This is a genomic window from Streptomyces sp. NPDC050619 (genome assembly GCF_040654815.1).
Taxonomy (GTDB): Bacteria; Actinomycetota; Actinomycetes; order Streptomycetales; family Streptomycetaceae; genus Streptomyces.
The window spans coordinates 190,580-211,120 of sequence record NZ_JBFAIR010000004.1; the positions used below are offsets into that span (position 1 = coordinate 190,580).

The 20,541-nt window shown below is 71.9% G+C and carries 13 protein-coding genes; 3 read left to right on the plus strand and 10 right to left on the minus strand.

What is annotated here, in order from left to right; translation table 11 throughout:
* Positions 1 to 18: 18 nt before the first annotated feature.
* Both AB0I77_RS09240 and AB0I77_RS09245 read right to left on the minus strand, forming a co-directional pair.
* Complete coding sequence (locus AB0I77_RS09240) at positions 19 to 3,357, minus strand: ATP-dependent DNA helicase (protein ID WP_363281765.1); 3,339 nt, start codon at positions 3,355 to 3,357, stop codon at positions 19 to 21.
* A 257-nt stretch (positions 3,358 to 3,614) separates the two neighbouring features.
* Positions 3,615 to 4,001: an MGMT family protein gene (locus AB0I77_RS09245; RefSeq protein WP_363281766.1), complete on the minus strand. Its 387-nt coding sequence runs from the start codon at positions 3,999 to 4,001 to the stop codon at positions 3,615 to 3,617.
* Positions 4,002 to 4,187: 186 nt separating this feature from the next.
* On the opposite strand from AB0I77_RS09245, the gene AB0I77_RS09250 reads away from it, so the two are divergent.
* From AB0I77_RS09250 to AB0I77_RS09260, 3 genes are all read left to right on the plus strand, one after another.
* Entirely contained in the window at positions 4,188 to 6,959 is a 2,772-nt protein-coding gene (locus tag AB0I77_RS09250) for a lysylphosphatidylglycerol synthase transmembrane domain-containing protein (RefSeq protein WP_363281767.1), read from the plus strand.
* A 78-nt stretch (positions 6,960 to 7,037) separates the two neighbouring features.
* Positions 7,038 to 8,579 (plus strand): alpha/beta hydrolase, encoded by a 1,542-nt coding sequence (locus AB0I77_RS09255; RefSeq protein WP_363281768.1) that lies wholly within the window; start codon positions 7,038 to 7,040, stop codon positions 8,577 to 8,579.
* Positions 8,580 to 8,710: 131 nt separating this feature from the next.
* Complete coding sequence (locus AB0I77_RS09260; RefSeq protein ID WP_363281769.1) at positions 8,711 to 10,264, plus strand: alpha/beta hydrolase; 1,554 nt, start codon at positions 8,711 to 8,713, stop codon at positions 10,262 to 10,264.
* 71 nt (positions 10,265 to 10,335) lie between these two features.
* On the opposite strand, the gene moeZ is transcribed toward AB0I77_RS09260, so the two are convergent.
* The 8 genes from moeZ to AB0I77_RS09300 all read right to left on the minus strand — a co-directional run bounded on the left by moeZ (position 10,336) and on the right by AB0I77_RS09300 (position 20,539).
* Complete coding sequence (moeZ, locus tag AB0I77_RS09265; RefSeq protein WP_363281770.1) at positions 10,336 to 11,514, minus strand: adenylyltransferase/sulfurtransferase MoeZ; 1,179 nt, start codon at positions 11,512 to 11,514, stop codon at positions 10,336 to 10,338.
* A gap of 63 nt (positions 11,515 to 11,577) precedes the next feature.
* The gene (locus AB0I77_RS09270; RefSeq protein WP_363281771.1) at positions 11,578 to 12,330 is read right to left on the minus strand and encodes a spherulation-specific family 4 protein; all 753 of its coding nucleotides are present in this window, start codon (positions 12,328 to 12,330) and stop codon (positions 11,578 to 11,580) included.
* On the minus strand, positions 12,318 to 13,280 hold the full coding sequence (locus AB0I77_RS09275; protein WP_363281772.1) for an NAD-dependent epimerase/dehydratase family protein: 963 nt from the start codon (positions 13,278 to 13,280) through the stop codon (positions 12,318 to 12,320). Before AB0I77_RS09275 ends, AB0I77_RS09270 begins: the two co-directional genes overlap by 13 nt.
* Positions 13,281 to 13,789: 509 nt before the next feature.
* Entirely contained in the window at positions 13,790 to 15,022 is a 1,233-nt protein-coding gene (locus AB0I77_RS09280; RefSeq protein ID WP_363281773.1) for a hypothetical protein, read from the minus strand.
* Positions 15,019 to 16,710 (minus strand): DUF3492 domain-containing protein, encoded by a 1,692-nt coding sequence (locus AB0I77_RS09285; protein WP_363281774.1) that lies wholly within the window; start codon positions 16,708 to 16,710, stop codon positions 15,019 to 15,021. The genes AB0I77_RS09280 and AB0I77_RS09285 overlap by 4 nt, the downstream gene beginning before the upstream one ends.
* Before the next feature lie 213 nt (positions 16,711 to 16,923).
* Entirely contained in the window at positions 16,924 to 18,504 is a 1,581-nt protein-coding gene (locus AB0I77_RS09290; protein WP_363281775.1) for an ABC transporter ATP-binding protein, read from the minus strand.
* Positions 18,501 to 19,499 (minus strand): ABC transporter permease, encoded by a 999-nt coding sequence (locus AB0I77_RS09295; protein WP_363281776.1) that lies wholly within the window; start codon positions 19,497 to 19,499, stop codon positions 18,501 to 18,503. The genes AB0I77_RS09290 and AB0I77_RS09295 overlap by 4 nt, the downstream gene beginning before the upstream one ends.
* On the minus strand, positions 19,496 to 20,539 hold the full coding sequence (locus AB0I77_RS09300; RefSeq protein WP_363281777.1) for an ABC transporter permease: 1,044 nt from the start codon (positions 20,537 to 20,539) through the stop codon (positions 19,496 to 19,498). The genes AB0I77_RS09295 and AB0I77_RS09300 overlap by 4 nt, the downstream gene beginning before the upstream one ends.
* Between the last annotated feature and the right edge of the window lie 2 nt (positions 20,540 to 20,541).

Below are 20,541 nucleotides of genomic sequence, written 5' to 3' on the forward strand. Positions count from 1 at the left end.
TGCTGTACATCACGTGCGTTACTCGACCACGTGGCGTCCCTCGGGCCGCGCGCTGCAGGACGCCCGGAACGCGCAGTGCGCACAGTGCTGACCGGCGCTCGGTGTGAACCGCTCGTCGAGGACCTTGCCGGCGGCCGTGGCCAGCAGGTCGCCGACCCACTCCCCTGCCGCCCCCTCAATGGGATCCTGCGCCTGCACCTTGGGCAGGCTCTCGCCGCCGTCCCGCTTGGCGGCGCCCTGGCGCAGCTGGACGAGTTCGGCGCCGCCCGGCTCGGGGCGCACTCCGTCGAAGGCCTCGTCGACGGCGCCCTCGCGGACGGCGAGCTGGTAGACGGCGAGCTGGGGATGGTGCTCCACCTCGGCGGCGCTGGGGGCCTGCTTGCCGGTCTTGAAGTCGACGACGTAGGCGCGGCCCTCGCCGTCTGCCTCCACGCGGTCCATGGAGCCACGGATGCGGACCTCGTAGTCGCCCGCTTCGAGGGTGACGTCGAAGTCGTGTTCGCTCGCCACCGGCGTGCGCCCGGTGCGGTCCATCACGTGCCACTTCAGGAAGCGTTCGAGCGCCACGCGCGCGTTCTCCTTCTCCTGCGCCGACTTCCACGGCGCGTCGAAGGCGAGGGCGTTCCACACGGAGTCGAGGCGCTCCATGAGGACGGCGAGATCGGCCGGGGTGTGCCCGGAGGCGACCTCGTCGGCGAGGACGTGCACCACGTTGCCGAAGCCCTGGGCGACCGTCGCGGGTGCGTCGGCCTTCACCTCGCGGCCCAGGAACCATTGCAGAGCACAGGTGTTGGCGAGCTGGTCGAGGGCGCTGCCGGAGAGCACCACGGGCTGATCGCGGTCCCGCAGCGGCACCTTGCTCTCGGTCGGCTCGTACATGCCCCACCAGCGGTAGGGGTGGGCGGACGGCACCAGCGGCCGGCCGTCCTCGTCGGCGAGCGCGGCGAGGCGGGCCAGCCGGCGGGCGGCGGCCTCCCTGAGGGTGTCCGAGACGCGCGGGTCGACGGTGGTGGCGCGGAGTTCGGCGACGAGTGCGGGGACGGACAGCGGGCGGCGGGGGCGGCCGGTGACGTCCCTGGGTTCGACGCCGAGTTCGGTCAGGAAGCGGGAGGGCTGGTCGCCGTCGTCCGCGGGGGCCTTCACCGCGGTGACGACGAGACGTTCACGCGCGCGCGTGGCGGCCACGTAGAACAGGCGGCGCTCCTCGGCGAGCAGCGCCCCCGGGGTGAGCGGTTCGGCGAGTCCGTCGCGGCCGATGCGGTCGGCCTCCAGGAGGGAACCGCGGCGGCGCAGGTCCGGCCACAGGCCCTCCTGGACGCCCGCGACCACGACGAGCCCCCACTGAAGGCCCTTGGCACGGTGCGCGGTCATCAGGCGGACGGCGTCGGGGCGTACGGCACGCCGCGTGAGCGTGTCGGCGGCGATGTCCTCGGCGTCGATCTCCTCCAGGAAGTTCAGGGCGCCCCGGCCGCCGGTGCGTTCCTCCGCGCGCGCGGCCGTCGCGAACAGCGCGCACACGGCGTCCAGGTCCCGGTCGGCGTTGCGTCCGGCCGCGCCGCCGCGCCGGGCGGCCCGCTCCAGGCGGGAGGGCCACGGCGTGCCCTCCCAGAGGTCCCACAGCGCCTCTTCGGCCGTACCGCCGCCGGCGAGGCGCTCACGGGCCTTTCTGAGCAGCGCTCCGAGCCGCTGGGCGCCACGCGCGTACGCGGGGTCGTGGGCGACCAGGCGTTCCGGCTCGGCCAGCGCCCGGGCGAGGAGTTCGTCCGAGGGCGGCGGGAGGGCGTCGCCCGCGGCCCGCTCCTCGTCGCGCAGGGCGCGGCCGAGGCGGCGCAGGTCTGCGGCGTCCATGCCCGCGAGGGGGGAGGCGAGCAGGGTCAGGGCGGTTTCGGTGTCGAGCCAGGAGGTGTCCGGCTCCAGCTCTGCGGACTCATCGGAGGGAGCCGCTTCCTCGGCCTGCCGCGTGGCCTCCGCCGTGGCCACCGCCCGCAGCGCCGTCAGCAGCGGTGCTACCGCGGGCTCCTGGCGCAGGGGCAGGTCGTCGCCGTCGATGTCCAGGGGGACGCCGGCCGCGGTGAGCGCGCGGCGGACCGTCGGGATGGTGCGCGATCCGGCGCGCACCAGGACGGCCATCTCGCCCCAGGGGACGCCGTCCTCCAGATGTGCCCTGCGCAGGATGTCGGCGATGTTGTCCAGCTCGGTGCCGGGTGTCGGGTACGTGTAGACCTCGACGCGGCCGCCGTCCCGTACCGGAGCGAGCTCGCGGTGGGCGCGCACCTTGTCGGTCGGCAGGCGGGTCAGCGGCATGCGCTGGGTCAGCAGCCGGGTCGCGGCCAGCAGGGCGGCTCCGGAGCGGCGGGAGGTCCGCAGGACCTCGACGGGCGCCGGGCGGCCGTCCGCGCGCGGGAAGGTCTGCGGGAAGTCCAGGATGCCGTTCACGTCCGCGCCGCGGAAGGCGTAGATCGACTGGTCGGGATCGCCGAAGGCGACGAGGGTCCGCCCGCCGCCGGCGAGGGCGTGCAGCAGCCGTACCTGTGCCGGGTCGGTGTCCTGGTACTCGTCGACGAAGACGGCGTCGTACTGCGCGGCGAGCCGCTCGGCGACCTCGGGGCGGCGGGCGAGGAGCACCGCGCGGTGGACCAGTTCGGCGTAGTCGAGTACGCCCTGCATGTCGAGGACGTCGAGGTACTCGGCGAGGAAGGCGGCCGCGGCGCGCCAGTCCGGTCGTCCGATGCGGCGGGCGAAGGCGTCCAGAGCCCCTGGGCCCAGGCCCAGTTCGCGGCTGCGGGCCAGGACCGCGCGGACCTCGTCGGCGAAGCCGCGGGTGGTCAGGCAGGCCCGCAGATCGTCCGGCCAGCGCACGTGCGCGTGGCCGAGCCGCTCCAGGTCGGGCTGGCCCGCGAGCAGTTCGCGGACGGCGACGTCTTGTTCGGGACCGGACAGAAGGCGTAGCGGCTCCACGAACAGGTCGCTGTCCTGGTGAGCGCGGACCAGGGCGTAGCAGAAGGAGTGGAAGGTGGTCGCCTGGGGCGCGTGGGCGGCTCCTATGCGCAGGGCCATGCGGTCACGCAGCTCGACGGCGGCCTTGCGGCTGAACGTCAGAACCAGCACGCGCGCGGGGTCCCCGCCCCGGGCGATCCGCGCGGCCACCGACTCGACGAGCGTGGTGGTCTTGCCCGTGCCCGGACCTGCGAGGACGAGCAGCGGACCAACCCGGTGGTCAACCACGGAGCGCTGTGCGGCGTCCAGACGAGGGGGATCCACGCGGGCCGGCGGGGTACGCACCAGTCGGTAAGCGCCACGGCTCCCCTGTCGCACCTGGGGGTGCGACAGGCGCCTGATGGAGGAAGAGGAGCTCACGTGGTTCGCCGGTCCTGGAGGGTGTGCTGTTGGAAGGACCGCCGCGCGGGGAGGGCGGTGGCCGGGGGGTGAGGGGGATGCGCGCAGGCGACGCTACGCCGACGGACAGTACGGAAGCAGGGCTTCCGCTTCTTCCCTCACGTCACTCGCGACACGCATGTCCCTCGCCCCTCGAACGTACGCCATGCCACGGACGTGCCCTGTTTCCCCCGTATGGCCGTCGGGGTGCCCGTGGGACCGCCCGATGGCGGAAGCTGTCAAGTGTGACCTTCCGCGCGTTCGCCGCCGTCCCACCGCGCTCGTCTCATGTCGACCCGCGGCAGGTGGCCCTCGGCGGCCCTGCCTGCCTCCTTCAGGGGCGTACCCTCCGAGCGGTACTGGCCGAGCGCCTCCAGTTCGTGCCCCGGCAGCAGCGCACCGTCCGCGCGGACGACGCGCCACCACGGAACGGCTCCCCCGTAGAGGGACATGACACGGCCCACCTGACGGGGGCCGCCCTCCTCCAGCCACTCGGCGACGTCCCCGTACGTCATGACGCGCCCGGGCGGGATCCGCTCGGTGGCGTCCAGGACGCGCTCGGCGTACTCGGGCAGCGCGTCCGCGTGCTCCGCACGGACGTCCTCCGGAAAGCTCTCCTCGCTCATCCCCACCATCTTGCCCCACCCCACCGACACTGTGACGGGCTCGCCACCGTGCGTATCCCTCGCTCCGGGCCGAGGCTTGGGGCAGACTGTGCGGCCCCGCACATGCACCCTGATGCCCCCGTGTGTCGGTGGGGCATGCCACCATCGTGCGGGCGGTGACCGGTGATACGAGACCAAGAAGAGACGATGAAGCAGCAGGGTGTGCACCCCGAGGATGCGGAGAGCACCTCTGCGGCTTCGTCGCGCCCGGACACCGGCGAGGCGGACACGGTGGACCCCGAAGAGGGCAGTCGGAAGGACGTCGACCAGGAGGCGGCCGACGGGAAGCAGTCGCCGGACACGGACGACCCGGACGAGGTATACGCCGACGAGGTCGAGGGTGACGAACCGCTGCTCCCCGCGCGCGTGCACCGGCCCTCGGACCTCATGCGGCTCATGGTCGGCGTCCTGGCCGTCGCCGTGCTCCTCGGGATCGCCGCGTTCGCGCACGGGACCACCTCGGGTCTCGAACAGGACATCAACAAGGGCACCGGGCAGGCCCCCGATCTGCTCATCAAGATCGCGGGGCTGGCCTCCAGCATCGCGATCCTTCTGGTGCCGGTCGCGTTCGCGATCGAGCGGCTGATCAAACGCGACGGGCTGCGCATCGCCGACGGCGTCCTCGCGGCCGTCCTCGCCCACGGAGTGACCCTCGCCACCGACCTGTGGGTCGCCAAGGCCGCCCCCGACTCGATCCAGGAGGCGCTGACCCAGCCCTCCCCCGGCGACATCCACGCCCTCACCGACCCGGTGCACGGCTATCTGGCCCCCGTCATCGCCTATATGACGGCCGTCGGCATGTCGCGCAGGCCGCGCTGGCGGGCCGTGCTGTGGATCGTGCTGCTCCTCGACGCGTTCTCGATGCTCGTCACCGGCTACACGACACCGTTCTCGATCATCCTGACGGTGCTGATCGGCTGGACCGTGGCCTACGGCACGCTGTACGCGGTCGGCTCGCCCAACGTCCGTCCCACCGGACGGAACCTGATGGCGGGCCTGCGGACCGTCGGCTTCCACCCGGTGAGCGCGGCCCGCGAGGAGGTGGCGGAGACACCGGAGACCGGCGACCGCGGCCGGCGCTACTTCGTCACGCTGGAGGACGGTCCGCCGCTGGACGTGACGGTGGTCGACCGGGAGCAGCAGGCACAGGGCTTCTTCTACCGCGCCTGGCGCAATCTGACGCTGCGCGGCTTTGCCACCCGCAGCAGCCTCCAGTCGCTGCGGCAGGCGCTGGAGCAGGAGGCGCTGCTCGCGTACGCGGCCATCGCGGCCGGCGCCAACGCGCCCAAGCTGATCGCGACCTCCGAACTGGGCCCCGACGCGGTGATGCTCATCTACGAGCACTCCGGCGGGCGCACGCTCGACTCGCTGCCGGACGAGGAGATCACCGACGAGTTGCTGAGCGACACCTGGCACCAGGTGCGGGCCCTGCAGTCCCGGCGCATCGCCCATCGCAGGCTCGTGGGCGACGCGATCCTGGTGGATCGTTCCGGCACAGTGATCCTCACCGACCTGCGCGTCGGCGAGATCGCGGCCGGCGACCTGCTGTTGCGCATGGACATCTCCCAGCTGCTGGTGACGCTCGGCCTGCGGGTGGGCGCCCAACGCGCGGTGACCGCGGCGCTGAACGTGCTCGGTCCCGACGCCGTGGCCGACTGCCTGCCGATGCTGCAACCCATCGCGCTGAGCCGCTCCACGCGCGCGACGCTGCGCAGACTGGCCCGGGAGCGGGCCGAGCGCGAGCGCGAGGCGGTCCTGGAGGCGTCCCATCACGCCAAGCAGGCCCGTCTGGACTCGCCTGCGGACGAGACCGGGCCCGTACTACTCGAAAAGCCCGACAAGAAGGCCGTGCGAGCGGAAGCCAGGGCCGAGAAGCGGGCCATCGACGAGGCCCTGGACGAGGCGCGCGAGGAGGATCTGCTCACTCAGATCCGCCATCAGGTGCTGCTGATCAGGCCGCAGGCACCGGTCGAGCCGGCCCGGCTGGAGCGGGTGCGGCCGCGCACGCTGATGAGCTTCATCGCCGGTGCCATCGGCGCGTACTTCCTGCTGACGCAGCTCACGCACATCGAGTTCGGCCCTCTCATCGCCAACGCCGAGTGGGGCTGGGTGATCGCCGCCGTGGCCTTCTCCGCGGCGAGCTACTTCGCGGCGGCGATGGCCCTGCTGGGCTTCGTGCCCGAGCGGGTGCCGTTCCTGCGCGCGGTCGCGGCACAGGTCGCCGGGTCCTTCGTGAAGATCGTCGCGCCGGCCGCGGTGGGCGGCGTCGCCCTCAACACGCGCTTCCTGCAGCGCTCCGGGGTGCGGCCGGGGCTCGCGGTGGCGAGCGTCGGCGCGTCGCAGCTGTTCGGGCTCGGCTGCCACATCCTGATGCTGCTGTCCTTCGGCTATCTCACCGGCACCGAGAAAACCCCGTCGCTGTCACCGTCCCGGACCGTCATCGCGGGTCTGCTGACGGTGGCGGTGCTCGTGCTCGTGGTGACCTCGGTGCCGTTCATGCGGAAATTCGTCGTCACGCGCGTAAGGTCGCTGTTCGCGGGTGTCGTGCCGCGCATGCTCGACGTGCTCCAGCGGCCGCAGAAGCTGATCGCCGGCATCGGCGGCATGCTGCTCCTGACGGCCTGCTTCGTGATGTGCCTGGACGCGTCGATCCGGGCGTTCGGCGACGAGACGACCTCGCTCAGCATCGCCAGCGTCGCTGTCGTCTTCCTCGCCGGCAACGCGCTCGGTTCCGCGGCCCCGACCCCGGGCGGCGTGGGCGCGGTCGAGGCGACCCTGACACTTGGTCTGATCGGCGTCGGCCTCCCCAAGGAGGTCGCCGCGCCGGCGGTGCTCCTGTTCCGACTGCTGACCCTGTGGCTGCCGGTGCTGCCGGGCTGGCTCTACTTCAACCACCTCACACGCAAAGGCGCCCTGTAATACGACGGCCGTAGGCGGCGTACCTCGGACGGCTCGCGCCCCGAGCGTGTCACCGTGCGCGACCGCAGGATGGGGATCATGCCGAATCCCCGACTGCGCGTCGCCACCCTGACTGCCACCGCCCTTCTGCTGTCCTCAGTGCTGGCGGGCTGTGGCGACGACTCCCAGGACGAGGATCTGACGGCCCAGAAACTGAGCTGGAAGGACTGCCCGGCGCCGTCCGTGGCGGAGGGCGGCGGTGATGCCCCCTCTCCCCTGCCGAACGGCGACGAGTGGCAGTGCGCCACCCTGAAGGCCCCCCTCGACTGGAACAAGCCCAAGGGCGACACGATCAAGCTCGCGCTGATCCGGGCGGAGGCGAGCGGTGAGGAGAGCGAGCGCATCGGCTCGCTCATCTTCAACTTCGGCGGCCCCGGCGGCTCGGGCATCACCACGCTGCCCGCCTTCGGCGAGGACTACGCCACCCTGCGCACCCGCTACGACCTGGTGAGCTTCGACCCGCGCGGGGTGGGCCGCAGCGCCCCCGTGGAGTGCGTGAACGACCCACAGCTCGACGCGTACTTCCAGCAGGACGCGACACCCGACGACGCGGCCGAGCGCGCCAAGCTCCTGGAGATCACCCAGGAGTTCAACGCGGCCTGCCGGGCGAACTCGGAGAAGATCCTTCCGCATGTGCGCACCACCGACGCGGCCCGCGACATGGACTTGACGCGCCAGGTCCTCGGCGACGAGAAGCTGCACTACTTCGGCATCTCGTACGGCACCGAACTCGGCGGCGTCTACGCCCACTTGTTCCCGAAGAACGTCGGCCGCGCGGTCTTCGACGCGGTCGTCGACCCGACGCAGACCCCCGAGCAGGGCACGCTCGATCAGGCCGAGGGCTTCCAGCTCGCGCTCGACAACTTCGCCGAGGACTGCGCGTCGAAGACCGAGGACTGCCCGATCGGCGACAGCGCGCAGGACGTCAAGGACCGCATCGCCAAGCTGCTCAAGGACCTCGACAGCAAGCCGATCGAGGGCATCTTCCCGCGCGAGCTGACCCAGTCGACAGCGACCAACGGCATCGTGCAGGCCCTGTACTCGCCGGACTTCTGGGAGTACCTCACCCAGGGCCTGGACCAGGCGTACGACGGGAACGGCCAGATCCTGATGGCGCTGTCCGACTCGCTGAACGGGCGCAACGAGAACGGCGAGTACAGCAACCTCACCGCGGCCAACGTCTCCATCAACTGCGCCGACGAGAAGCCGCGTTACACCGCGGACCAGGTGGAACGGAAGCTGCCCGAGTTCCGCGCCGCCTCTCCCCTGTTCGGCGACTTCCTGGCCTGGGGCATGGTCGGCTGCACCGACTGGGCGGTGGCGGGCGCAGCCGATCACGCGGACGTCAGCGCGCCCGGGTCCGCGCCGATCCTCGTCGTGGGCAACACCGGAGACCCGGCCACGCCGTACGAGGGCGCGCGGAAGATGGCGAACGCGCTGGGCAAGGGCGTCGGCGTCGAACTGACGTACAAGGGCCAGGGGCACGGGGCGTACGACAGCAAGAACAAGTGTGTGCGGGACGCGGTGAACGGTTATCTGCTGGACGGGAGGGTTCCCGCGGCCGGCACCGTCTGTTCCTGAACCCGCATTTCGGGAGAAGTTGCAGGTCAAAGGGTTATCCACAGGCCGCTACGGCTGTCGCGCGGTCCGCCTACTATGGCCTGACAGCCATCCGCGGCACGAGGCGGACGGCCTGCGAGGGGGGAAGTGGGATGACGCGATTCGTACGATGGACGGCCCTGGGAGCCGCCGCCGCAGTGCTGGTGGCGGGCTGCAGCAGTGGCTCGTCCGGTGACGACAAGGGCGGCGAGGAGACCGGCACGGGCCGGCCGTCAGCCGGTGCCTCCACCGCGACTGGCGCCGAGCTGCCCTCGTCGCTGACCTCGCAGAAGCTCGACTGGGGACGCTGCAAGGCCACCGACGACTCCTCCGCGCCGGGCAGCGACTGGCAGTGCGCGACGCTGAAGGTGCCGCTCGACTGGTCGAAGCCGGGCGGCGAGACGATCGGCCTGGCATTGATCCGCGCCAAGGCCCGGGGCGACAACCGCATCGGCTCGCTCCTGTTCAACTTCGGCGGCCCCGGCGCCTCCGGCGTGTCCACGATGCCGGCGTACGCCACCGCCGTCTCCCCGCTGCGCGAGCGCTACGACCTCGTCAGCTGGGACCCGCGCGGGGTGGGCGCCAGCGAGGGCGTCCGCTGCCGCAGCGACAAGGAGATCCAGGCCGCCGAGGCGGTCGACGCCACACCGGACACCCCGACCGAGCAGAAGGAGTACTTCCAGGACGCCGCCGACTTCGGCAGGGGCTGTGAGGAGGCCGCCGGGAAGCTGATGGCGCACGTCTCGACCACCGACACCGCCCGCGACATGGACCTGATGCGCCAGGTCCTCGGCGACACGAAGACGCACTACTTCGGCATCTCGTACGGCACCGAACTCGGCGGCGTCTACGCCCACTTGTTCCCGAAGAACGTGGGACGGCTGATCCTCGACGCGGTCGTCGACCCGAGCGCCGACTCGATGGGGCAGGGGGAGAACCAGGCCCGCGGATTCCAGCGGGCGTTGGACGACTACCTCAAGTCCACCGGCCAGGATCCCGCGCAGGGCTCGCGGGAGATCGCGGACCTGCTGAAGCGGATCGACGCGGATCCGCTGCCGACCTCGTCGTCCGGGCGGGAGCTGACGCAGACGCTCGCGGTCACCGGCATCGTCCTGCCGCTGTACAGCAAGGACAGCTGGCCGACACTGACCAGCGCGCTGCGGGCGGCGGAAGAGGGAGACGGTTCGGAACTGCTGGCACTCGCCGACGGCTACAACGAGCGTGACCCGGCGGGGCACTACGGCACGACGACCCACTCACAACGGGTCATATCGTGCTTGGACGACAAGCAGCGGCCGACGGTCGGGGAGACGAAGAAGCTGCTGCCGGAATTCGAGAGGATCTCACCCGTGTTCGGGGACTTCCTGGGCTGGGACACGGCCGGCTGGTGCCACGACTGGCCGGTGGCCGGCCAGCGCGACACCCCGGAGGTGAGCGCGCCCGGCGCGGCGCCGATCCTGGTGGTGGGCAACACCGGCGACCCGGCCACCCCGTACGAGGGCGCCCGGAAGATGGCCGACGAACTGGGCAAGGGCGTCGGCGTGATGCTCACCTGGGAGGGCGAGGGCCACGGTGCGTACGGCAGCGGGAGCGAGTGTGTCGACTCCACGGTGAACGCGTACTTGCTGAACGGAACGGTGCCGAAGGACGGCAAGGTCTGCTCATGACGGCGGCGGGGGCTTCGGGCACCCATGGCGCCCGAAGCCCCCGCCGACATCCGAGTGGGGCGAGCCGAGGCTCAGTACACCGGCTTGTCCGGCTCGATCTGGTTGACCCAGCCGATCACGCCGCCGCCGACGTGCACGGCGTCGGAGAAGCCCGCCGACTTCAGCACCGCGAGGACTTCCGCACTGCGGACACCCGTCTTGCAGTGCAGGACGATCTTCTTGTCCTGCGGGAGGGTCTCCAGGGCGGTGCCCATGAGGAACTCGTTCTTCGGGATCAGCTTGGCGCCCGGGATGGAGACGATCTCGTACTCGTTGATCTCGCGGACGTCGATGATCTCGATGTTCTCGCCGTCGTCGATCCACTCCTTGAGCTGCTTGGGAGTGATCGTCGAACCGGCGGCCGCCTCCTGGGCCTCCTCGGAGACGACGCCACAGAAGGCCTCGTAGTCGATGAGCTCGGTGACGGTCGGGTTCTCGCCGCAGACCGCGCAGTCGGGGTCCTTGCGGACCTTGACCTGGCGGTACTGCATCTCCAGGGCGTCGTAGATCATCAGGCGGCCGACCAGCGGCTCACCGATGCCGGCGAGGAGCTTGATGGCCTCGGTGACCTGGATGGAGCCGACGGACGCGCACAGCACGCCCAGGACACCGCCCTCGGCGCAGGAGGGGACCATGCCCGGGGGCGGGGGCTCCGGGTAGAGGCAGCGGTAGCAGGGGCCGTGCTCGGACCAGAAGACGGAGGCCTGGCCGTCGAAGCGGTAGATCGAGCCCCACACGTACGGCTTGTCCAGCAGCACGCAGGCGTCGTTGACCAGGTAGCGGGTCGCGAAGTTGTCCGTGCCGTCGACGATCAGGTCGTACTGGCTGAAGATGTCCATCACGTTGTCGGCTTCGAGCCGCTCCTCGTGAAGGATCACGTTCACGTACGGGTTGATGCCGAGCACGGAGTCGCGGGCCGACTCTGCCTTGGAGCGACCGATGTCGGCCTGGCTGTGGATGATCTGGCGCTGCAGGTTCGACTCGTCGACCTCGTCGAACTCCACGATGCCGAGCGTGCCCACGCCCGCCGCGGCCAGGTACATCAGCGCCGGCGAGCCCAGGCCGCCGGCGCCCACACAGAGCACCTTGGCGTTCTTCAGCCGCTTCTGCCCGTCCATCCCGACGTCGGGGATGATCAGGTGGCGGGAGTACCTGCGAACCTCGTCTACGGTGAGCTCGGGGGCCGGCTCGACCAGGGGTGGCAGCGACACGGGGACTCCGTTGGTCGGTCAATCATTACGGGTGTTCTTCCCGTAACAGTGCCATGGCCATTTTCATTCCGAGACACCCGTTCCGATCCGCGAGACGATCGTGTCCCAGTAGCCGGGCAGGGTCTGCCAGGGGTCGGTTCGGCCGCCGCGGTCCGTGCGGTCGGTGAAGTAGATCGTCGCCGCGCCCTGCCAACGAGCGATGCGCAGCGCCTCGTCGAGGTGGCCGCGCGGGAGGCCGTGCACGAGGTGGCAGAAGCGCTCGGGCGGGTAGTCGGCGGTCCACTCGGCCACCTGCGACCAGCGGTAGTCGCTCCACGGGCCGGTGAAGGTGACCAACTGGTCGGCGTTCTCGGCGTAGCCGGGGTACGGGTGGATGCCGTGGCCGAGGACGATGTGGGTGTCGTCCCGCAGCGCGCGGAGTGTGGCGACCGTGCGGCGGATCTCGGTGAGCTCTGCGCGTTCGGCCGGACAGCGGTCCAGCAGGAAGCCGTCGACCTGGTACCAGTCGATGTAGCGGTGGGCGTCGGAGATCATCTCCCGGAAGGCGCGGGCACCGTACGCGGTGTCGAGGTGGCCGAGGACGCGGACGCCCGCGTTGCGCAGGCGCCCTGCCGCCTCCAGGCAGTGCGGGTCGGGGCGGGCGCCGGGACCGTCCGCGACGTTGAGGACGACCCAGTGCACGGGAGCGCCGGGGCGGGCGGGTTCGGCCCACTCGGCCGGGGCGACCAGGGGGTGCGCGAAACCGGGGATGCCGAAGCCGGTGGCGAGGTCTGTGCTCGCCGTGCTGCGTTTGGGCCGCCTGGTCAGATGCGACATGCCGCCTCCATCCAGATGTCGGCGAGGGACTCTTCGAGATTGATCCGGGGCCGCCAGCCGAGCCGGTCGCGTGCGGTGCGGACATCGGCCTGCTGCCAGCTGCCGCAGCCGTCCGGGTACACGTACGCGACCGGGGACGCGTGGTCGGATTCGGTACGGGGGTGGCCGATGGTCGGCCTGAGGTGTGCGCCGGGAGGGCCGTCGAGTTCGTGGAGGGCGCCGCCGTATCCGGCGACGCGCGCGAGGACTGCGGCGGCGTCGCGGAGGCGGACGGCGCGGCCCGAGCCGATGTTGATGACGCCCTGCGCGGCGGAGAGCGAGGCCGCGTGGACGGCGCGGGCGACGTCGCGTACGTCGACGAAGTCGCGTTGGGCGCCGAGGCCGCCGAGTTTGAGTTCGCCGTCGCCGGACTGCATGGCGCGGCGCATGGCTTCGGCGAGGCGGCCGAGCGGGGAGCCGGCCGGGGTGCCGGGGCCGGCCGGCGAGAACACGCGCAGGACCACGGCGTCCAGGCCGGAACCGAGGACGAGTTCGGTGGCGGCGAGCTTGCTGACGCCGTACGGGCCACCGGGGCGTGGGACGGCGTCCTCGGCCGTGGAGGAGCCGGGCTGGCTGGGGCCGTACTCGGCGCCGCAGCCGATCTGCACGAGGCGGGCGCCGCAGCCGCTGCGGCGCAGGGCCTCGCAGACGGTGGCCACGGCGACGGTGTTGTGGCGGGTGAGGTCGCGGGCGCCGCCCCTTGTGGCGCCGGCGCAGTTGATGACGACGCCGGGGTGGACCGCGTCGAGGAAGCGGGTGAGGGCGCCGGGGCTGCCGGACGCGAGGTCGAAGCGGACGTCGGCGTCGTCGCCGCGGCCGAGGGCGGTGAGCTGGACGGCCGGGTCGGCGAGCAGGCGGTCGGCGACGAAGCGGCCGAGGTAGCCGTTGGCTCCGATCAGCAGGACTCTCATCGGGCGGCTCCCGGGGCCGAGGCTTCGGGTCGGGAGGTGATCATGGAGGTGTCTCCTTTGGGAGGGGGTGCCTCCGGCGGTGGGGCCGGATGCGGTTAGGGCGGATGGAGGTTGCCTCCGGCGGTGGGGGCCGAATGCGGTGGGGGCGGATGGAGGGATGCCTGCGGCGGGGAGCCTCGGATTGCCTCCGGTGGTGGGGGGCGGCCGGGGGTTGGACCGGATGCGGTTAGGGCGGATGGGGGGTGCCTGCGGCGGGGAGCCTGGTGCGGGTTGCCTCCGGTGGTGGGGGCGGCCGAGGGTGCCTGCGCGGGTGAGGGGGGGTGCGCGTCTCGCCTATGGATGCGCTGGGGGTCGGGGACGCGTCGGGGGGTGTCCGTCCTCGGAACGTCGCGGAATCGGTCGCCTACCAACGTGCCCGGGTTGACGCGACAACCGCTGCGGGCGGACACCCCCCGACGCGTCCCCTGCCCGCCGTAGGCGAGTGCCGCGTCGTGGGGGTGCTGGCCGCGTCAGCATGGCTTCTCCGCCGGGGCATGGGCCGAGGCCCTCGTGAGTCTGCGCGTCGCGTGGATCAGGAGGGTCAGGGCTCCGAATCCGCAGGTGAGGGTTTGGATGCTGGTCGGGCCCCAGATGTCGGTGAGGGTCTGGACGGGGGTGGACAGGTTGTCGCAGCCGGGGAGGCGGGCTGCGAAGACCGTGGCCAGCGCCGTTGCCTGGGTTGTGGCGGTGGCGGTGAGGATGACCGCCGGGGCGTGGGTGAAGCCGTGGGTGGTGAGGAGGCGGGCCAGGAAGAGCAGGGCGCCGAGGGTGGTGGTTTGGGCGTAGGGGGGTTGTTCGTTGAGGGCGGTGGCGCAGAGGGAAAGGAGGGCGGTAAGGGCGCAGAGGAACAGGGCGAACGTGCCCAGGAGGAGTGGTCGTGCGGAGGCGGCGAAGTCCTCCAGGCCTCGACTGGCCGTCAGTTTGCAGCGGGCGCGTGCGGTGAGGAGATGGGCGCTCCAGGCGGCGGGGGCGCAGGCCCAGGTGAGGGCCAGGACGGGGGCGGTGACCAGGGACCAGGGGGCGTTCACGGAGCCGTCGGGCAGGGTGTCGGGGCCGCCGGTGAGGGCCGCGCGGAGCAGGCCGTCGCCCAGCAGGGCGTAGGCGATGAGCCAGTACGTCCAGGTGCTGGTGCCGGTCGTGTGCGTGCGGGTTCCGGTGCTGAGCGGGCCCCGGGCGAGGGCGGCACGGAGGCTCAGGACGGTGGTGAGGGCGCCCGCGGCGGCTACCGTCAGGCGGGCCTGTCCATGGGTGAGGTGCAGGCCGATGACTGTTGCCGTGCACACTGCGCCGGGAAGGAGGGTGAGCAGGGCCCAGTCGGCGCGTGGCCGGGGGGCCGAGTGCGGGGTAGGGGGCGTGGGAGTTTCGCCGTCGCAGGGGACCCGGGCGTACATCTCCTCGGCCAGGGAGAAGACGTCCCGGTGGCGGAAGCGTGCGGCGGTGCGGTCGGTGACGCCGTGGGCCTCCAGGCCGGCCGCGATCTCCAGGGGGTCGACGGCCCGCTCGCAGAGGTCGCGGTGACGGTGCATCAGGGCCTTCACCGGGTCCGCGGCGGCGGTGCGGCGGGCCGTGCCGGCGGGGTGGCCTTCGGTCTTCGTGGTGCCGGGGTCCTCCGGTTCCGCCGTGAGCCACTCCTCCGACCGTTCGTCCCATGCCCAAGCGCCGCTCGGGGTTCCGGGGCGGTCCAGTTCGCCCAGTCCGCTCATGATGCTCCCTCCGTGGCCGGGACCGGAGTCGTGGCCCGTACCGGCGGCCCCGCCGCCCAGCCGGGTCCGCCACGGGCCAGGACTCGTGCCCTGCGCTCCGTCCAGCGGCCGGGCACATGGGCCTCGGCGGGGACGGCGAACGGCAGGGGTTCGCCGGTGGCGTCGAGGACCACGCGGCGGACCGGAGTACGCGAGACGATCTCCAGGTAAATGCTGTGAAATGCCGTGATGTTCTGCTCGACGGTGAACAGTTCGAGCGCTCGGGCGCGGGCTGCGGCCCCCAGGCGCTCGCGGCGTGCAGGGTCGCGCAGCAGTGCCACGCACGCCTCGGCGAGCGCCCGTGGATTGCGCGGGGGCACGACGAGTCCGGTGCCGCCGATGACCTCCACGACCGCGCCGACGTCCGTGGACACCGTCGCGCGGCCGCAGAACATGGCCTCGACCAGGCCGATCGGGAAGCCCTCGACCACGCTGGGCAGGACGGTCACGGCGCCTGAGGCGTAGGCGTCGGCGAGGGTCGGCAGCTCCGGGCCGCCGATCTCCTCGAAGGACACCGGGTTGTCGCCGACAGCGTGCGGGCCCTCCGCCTCGTCGGGGAAGAGCTGCGCGGCCAGCGCCTTGCAGTGGCCGAGGTATGCGGCGCCCTCGGGGCCGGACGCGGTGCCGACGAGCCGCAGGCGGGTCTTGAGCTCCTCCTTGCGGATGTCGGCGAAGGCGTGCAGCAGGGAGACCAGGTCCTTGGCCGGCTCCACTCGGCCGACCCAGACCAGGGTGTGCGGGTCCGCGCACTGAGGGGATTCGCCGATCTCCGTGAAGCGGGAGTCCTCCATGCCCGGGTAGACCGTACGGAGCTTGGCGCGGTCGGCGCCGCAGCGCTCCTGCCAGCGGCGGGCGTGCGCGTTGCCGGGCGTGACGATCGCCGCCCGGTCGTAGATCTCGGCGGCGAGTCTGCCGTGGAAGGCGGTGAGCAGGGCCCGTACGGCGGGCGAGGCCTCCGTGCCGGTCAGGTAGTGGGTCCGCAGCCGCACGCCGTACTCGGTCACCAGCAGGGGCACGCCGCAGAAGTGGTGCGCGAGCAGCCCGGGCAGGGCCGCCGTGCCGCCGGACGCCGCGTGGCACAGGTCGACGGAGCCGAGGCCGTCGTCCTCGTACCAGTCGAGCGAGAGAGGGCGCAGGGCGCGTTCCAGGTGCGCGGTGACGGCGAGCAGATCGGGTACGCGCGCCTCGCGCGCTGCCCGGGGGGTCCCGGGCGCACGACAGGCGCCTTCCAGGGCGCGTACGGCGGCCTCGGAGCGGAGCGCTCCCGACAGCCCGCCTTCGTCGCGGGCCAGTTCGGCGAGCCCGTACAGCCCACTGGCGAAACGGTCCGCCACCGCGCCCGGCGCCTCCCCGGAAGCCCCCGCACACAAGGCGGCCACCAACTCGCCGTAGCACTCGGCGAACCGCCGGCGCGCACGCCTCCCGTACCCGCCCCCGTCGTCCTCGGCCGTCCACAGCGGTGCCGTGCGCACCCTGCTGACCTGGGGCGGCAGCGGGATCCAGCCCTCGTCCTCCTGGCGCTGGCTGCGGCTGAGCGCGTAGATGTCGAACTCGTGCTGCTCAAGCCCGCGCACGAGCCGGTCGCACCAGAGCCTGGCCTCACCGCTCACATACGGATAGCCACCCTCCGTAAGCAGTCCTATGCGCACGAGTGCACCCCCGATCTCCCGTATGGGGAGCCGCCGTTGGTTCGACGGCTCGCAGCGGGACGAACGTATGCGGACAAGGCGGTGGCGCGACGGACGGTTGTCCATCGCGCCACCAAAAGGGGTGAACGGTCGTAACTTTCCCGTGCGGGCCGCGTTCCGTCGCGCTAAGAGATCACGTGCGCACGGATCGTCACTGGCGGGCGGTGCTGATCGTCACGTCACGGCCAACTCCCGCCGGGCGGCCCTGCGCCGGGCCGCGATCTCCGGGTCGAGTGCCGGTACGGCGGCCAGGAGCTGCCTGGTGTACGGGTCCTGCGGGGAGTCGTACACCTCGTCGGCGGGGCCGGACTCGACGATCCGGCCCCGGCGCATCACCGCGACCCGGTCGCTGACCTGGCGTACGACGGCGAGGTCGTGCGCGACGAAGACGAGGGCCAGTCCGAGTTCGCGCTGCAACTCGCCGAGCAGGGCGACCACCTGCGCCTGGGTGGTGACGTCCAGCGCGGAGACCGGCTCGTCGCAGACGATGACGCGCGGGTCGGCCGCGAGCGCCCGCGCGATGCCCACGCGCTGGCGCTGACCGCCGCTGAACTCGTGCGGGTAGCGGTCGCAGTGCGCCGCTTCGAGCCCCACGCGCTCCAGGAGTTCCCGTACGCGCCCCCTGACGCGTCCCTCGTCCTGGTCGCCACGCGCGCGCAGCGGATCGGCGATCGACTCGCCCACGCTGCGGCGGGGGTTGAGGGAGGAGACCGGGTCCTGAAAGACCATCTGCACGTCGGGGCGCACTCCCCCGCCGGGCTTGATCTCGCCCGATGTCGGCTCCAGGAGGCCCACGAGCATGCGGCCCAGGGTCGTCTTCCCGCTGCCGCTCTCGCCCACGACGCCGAGAGTCTCGCCGCGCCGGATCGTCAGCGAGACGTCGTCCACGGCCGCGAACGCCTGCTTCCCGCGCCCGAACTCGCGCCGCAGACCAGTCGCTTCGAGGACGATCTCACCGGGCGCCTGAGCCACAGCGCGCGGCGCGTCCACGCGCGGGACCGCGCCCAGCAGTTCGCGGGTGTACGCCTGCGCGGGCGAGCCCAGTACGGCACCGACCTGCCCGTGCTCGACCACCCGCCCGTGCCGCATCACCAGCACGTCGTCGACGCTCTCGGCGGCGACGCCCACGTCGTGCGTGACGAGCAGCAGGCCCATGCCGGTCTCCTCGCGCAGCGTGTGCAGCAGGTCGAGGATCTGGGCCTGGACGGTGACGTCGAGCGCGGTCGTCGGCTCGTCGGCGATCAGCAGATCGGGCTCGCAGGCCAGCGCCATGGCGATGAGGGCGCGTTGCCGCATGCCGCCGCTGAACTCGTGCGGGCGGGAACGGGACCGGCGCCGTGCGTCCGGAATTCCCACGCGCTCCAGTACATCGACGGCACGCGCGCGTGCCGTTCGTCGCGACGCACGCGTGTGGACGCGGTACACCTCGGCGATCTGGTCTCCGATCGCGTAGTACGGGTCGAGGGAGGACAGCGGGTCCTGGAAGACCATCGCGGCCTTCGCGCCGCGCAGCCGCCGCAGCGCCTCCTCCGACGCTCGTTGTACGTCGACGCCGGCGACCTCGACCGAGCCGCCGACGCGCGCGCCCGTGCCCCGGTGCAGCCCCAGCAGGGCCGAGGCGACGGTGGACTTGCCGGAGCCGGACTCGCCGACCAGGGCGAGGGCGGCGCCCGGCTCCAGGCGGAAGGAGAGCCCGTCGACGGCGCGCAGGTCGCCGAATTCGACGGACAGGTCTGTGACTTGGACGAGACTCACGTCAGTACCACCCGTCGGTCGGCCACCGCGTACAGCACGTCCGCGACGGCGTTGGCGATGACGACGAAGAACCCGATGACCAGGACCATGCCGACGACGACCGGCAGGTCGACCACATTGACGGCATGGACGAGTTCTTGACCGATGCCGGGCAGGCCGAAGAGCGACTCGACGAGGACGGCACCGCCCATGGCACTACCGAAGTCGTTGGCGTTCAGGGCGATGACCGGCGCCAGGGCGCCCCGCAGGGCGTGCCGACCGATGATCGACCGTTCACCGACGCCGTAGGCCCGGAAGGTCCGGATGTGGTCCTCGGCGAGCGTCTCCAGCATCGACGCCCGGGTCAGCCGGGCGAAGTAGGCCGCCTCGCCGAGGGCGAGGGTGAACCACGGAAGCAGGAGGCCCCAGGCCCACTGCTCCGGATCGTCGGTGAGGGAGACGTACTCCGGGAAGGGCAGCAGCTCCAGTTGCCCGCATATCACGATCATCAGCACGAGGCCGATGACGAAGACGGGCGTGGCGACGCCCGCGAGCGTGAGGCCGGTCAGCGCGCGCTCGGTGAACCGGCCGCGCCGCCAGGCGGAGAGCACGCCGGTGCCGACACCCAGCAGGAGCCAGAGCACCATCGATCCGAACACCAGCGACAGGCTGACCGGCAGCTTGGTCAGGATGATCTGCATGACCTGCTGGTCGCTCTGGTACGACAGCCCGAGGCAGGGTGCCGAGCAGTGCTCGAGCGACGTGCCGGTCGAGTAGTCCTGGCCGACGAAGATGCCCTCCAGGAAGTGCCAGTAGCGCAGGTACAGCGGGTCGTCGAGCCTGAGTTGCTGGGCGACCTGGTGCACCTGTTCCGGCGAGCAGCGCGGGCCGCAGGTGATCTGGGCGACGTTGCCGGGGGTGGCGTAGAAGACGACGTAGATGATCACCGAGATGGCGAGCAGGGTGATCGCGGCGCCCACGGCGCGCCGCAGCGCGAAACCGCCGAAGCCGCTCATGACCGCACCTCCTTCGCGACGCCCGTGTCCGTCTTCTCGACGCCCGCGTCCGTCTTCGCCTCGCGCCTGCGGCCTGTGCCGACGCGTAGGCGGGAGGCCGCGCGCGGGTCGAGAGCGGTGCGTACGCCGTCGCCGAGAACGGTGAGCGCGAGCACGGTCACGAACAGCGCGCCCGCAGGCAGCAGCAGGTACTGCGGTGCCGCCTGGTACCAGACGTTGGCCGAGGTGAGCATCTGTCCCCAGGACGGAGTGGGCGGCTTCACGCCGACGCCGAGGAAGGACAGGGCGGCCTCGATGCTGATGTTGGCCGGCACCATGAGCGCGGAGTAGGTGATGACGGGTGCGGCGAGGCCGGGCAGCAGCTCCCGGCGGGCGATCCGCACGGTGCCCCAGCCGCTGAGCCGGGCGGCGGCGACGTAGTCGAGCTCCTTGAGAGTGAGTGTCTGGGCGCGCGTGATCTTGGCGATGGTGCCCCAGGCGACGAAGCCGATGATGAGCGAGACGAGCACCGGGCGCGGAAAGCTGTTGGGCACAATGGCCAGCAAGGCCAACGCCATGATCATCAGCGGCATGGCGACGATGATGTCGGTGATCCGGCTCAACAGTTGATCAACCCATCGATTGCCGAGCGCGGCCGCGACGCCCACGACGACACCGAGGAAGACCTGAACGACGGTCGCCGCGAGCGCGACCCCCAGGGACACGCGCGCGCCGTAGACGAGCCGCGCGAACAGATCCCGTCCGGTCTGCGGTTCGACGCCGAGCCAGTGGTCGCCGTTGATGCCCCCGAAGGAGCCGATCGGCACGCCCCCGCGCGCGGAGTCGATGAGCGACGGGTGGTAGGTGGTCGGGTCCTGGCCTTCGATCGCCGTGAGCAGCGGTGCGGCGAGCGCGACCAGGACGAGCAGCGCGACGACGGCCGCCGCGACGAGGGCGGCGCGCTGCGTCCGCAGCCGCCGCCAGAACTGACGGGCCCCCGAGGGCCCCGGGACGGCGATGTCCGTCCCGGGGCCCTGAGAGGCGACAAGTGCCTCACTCATCG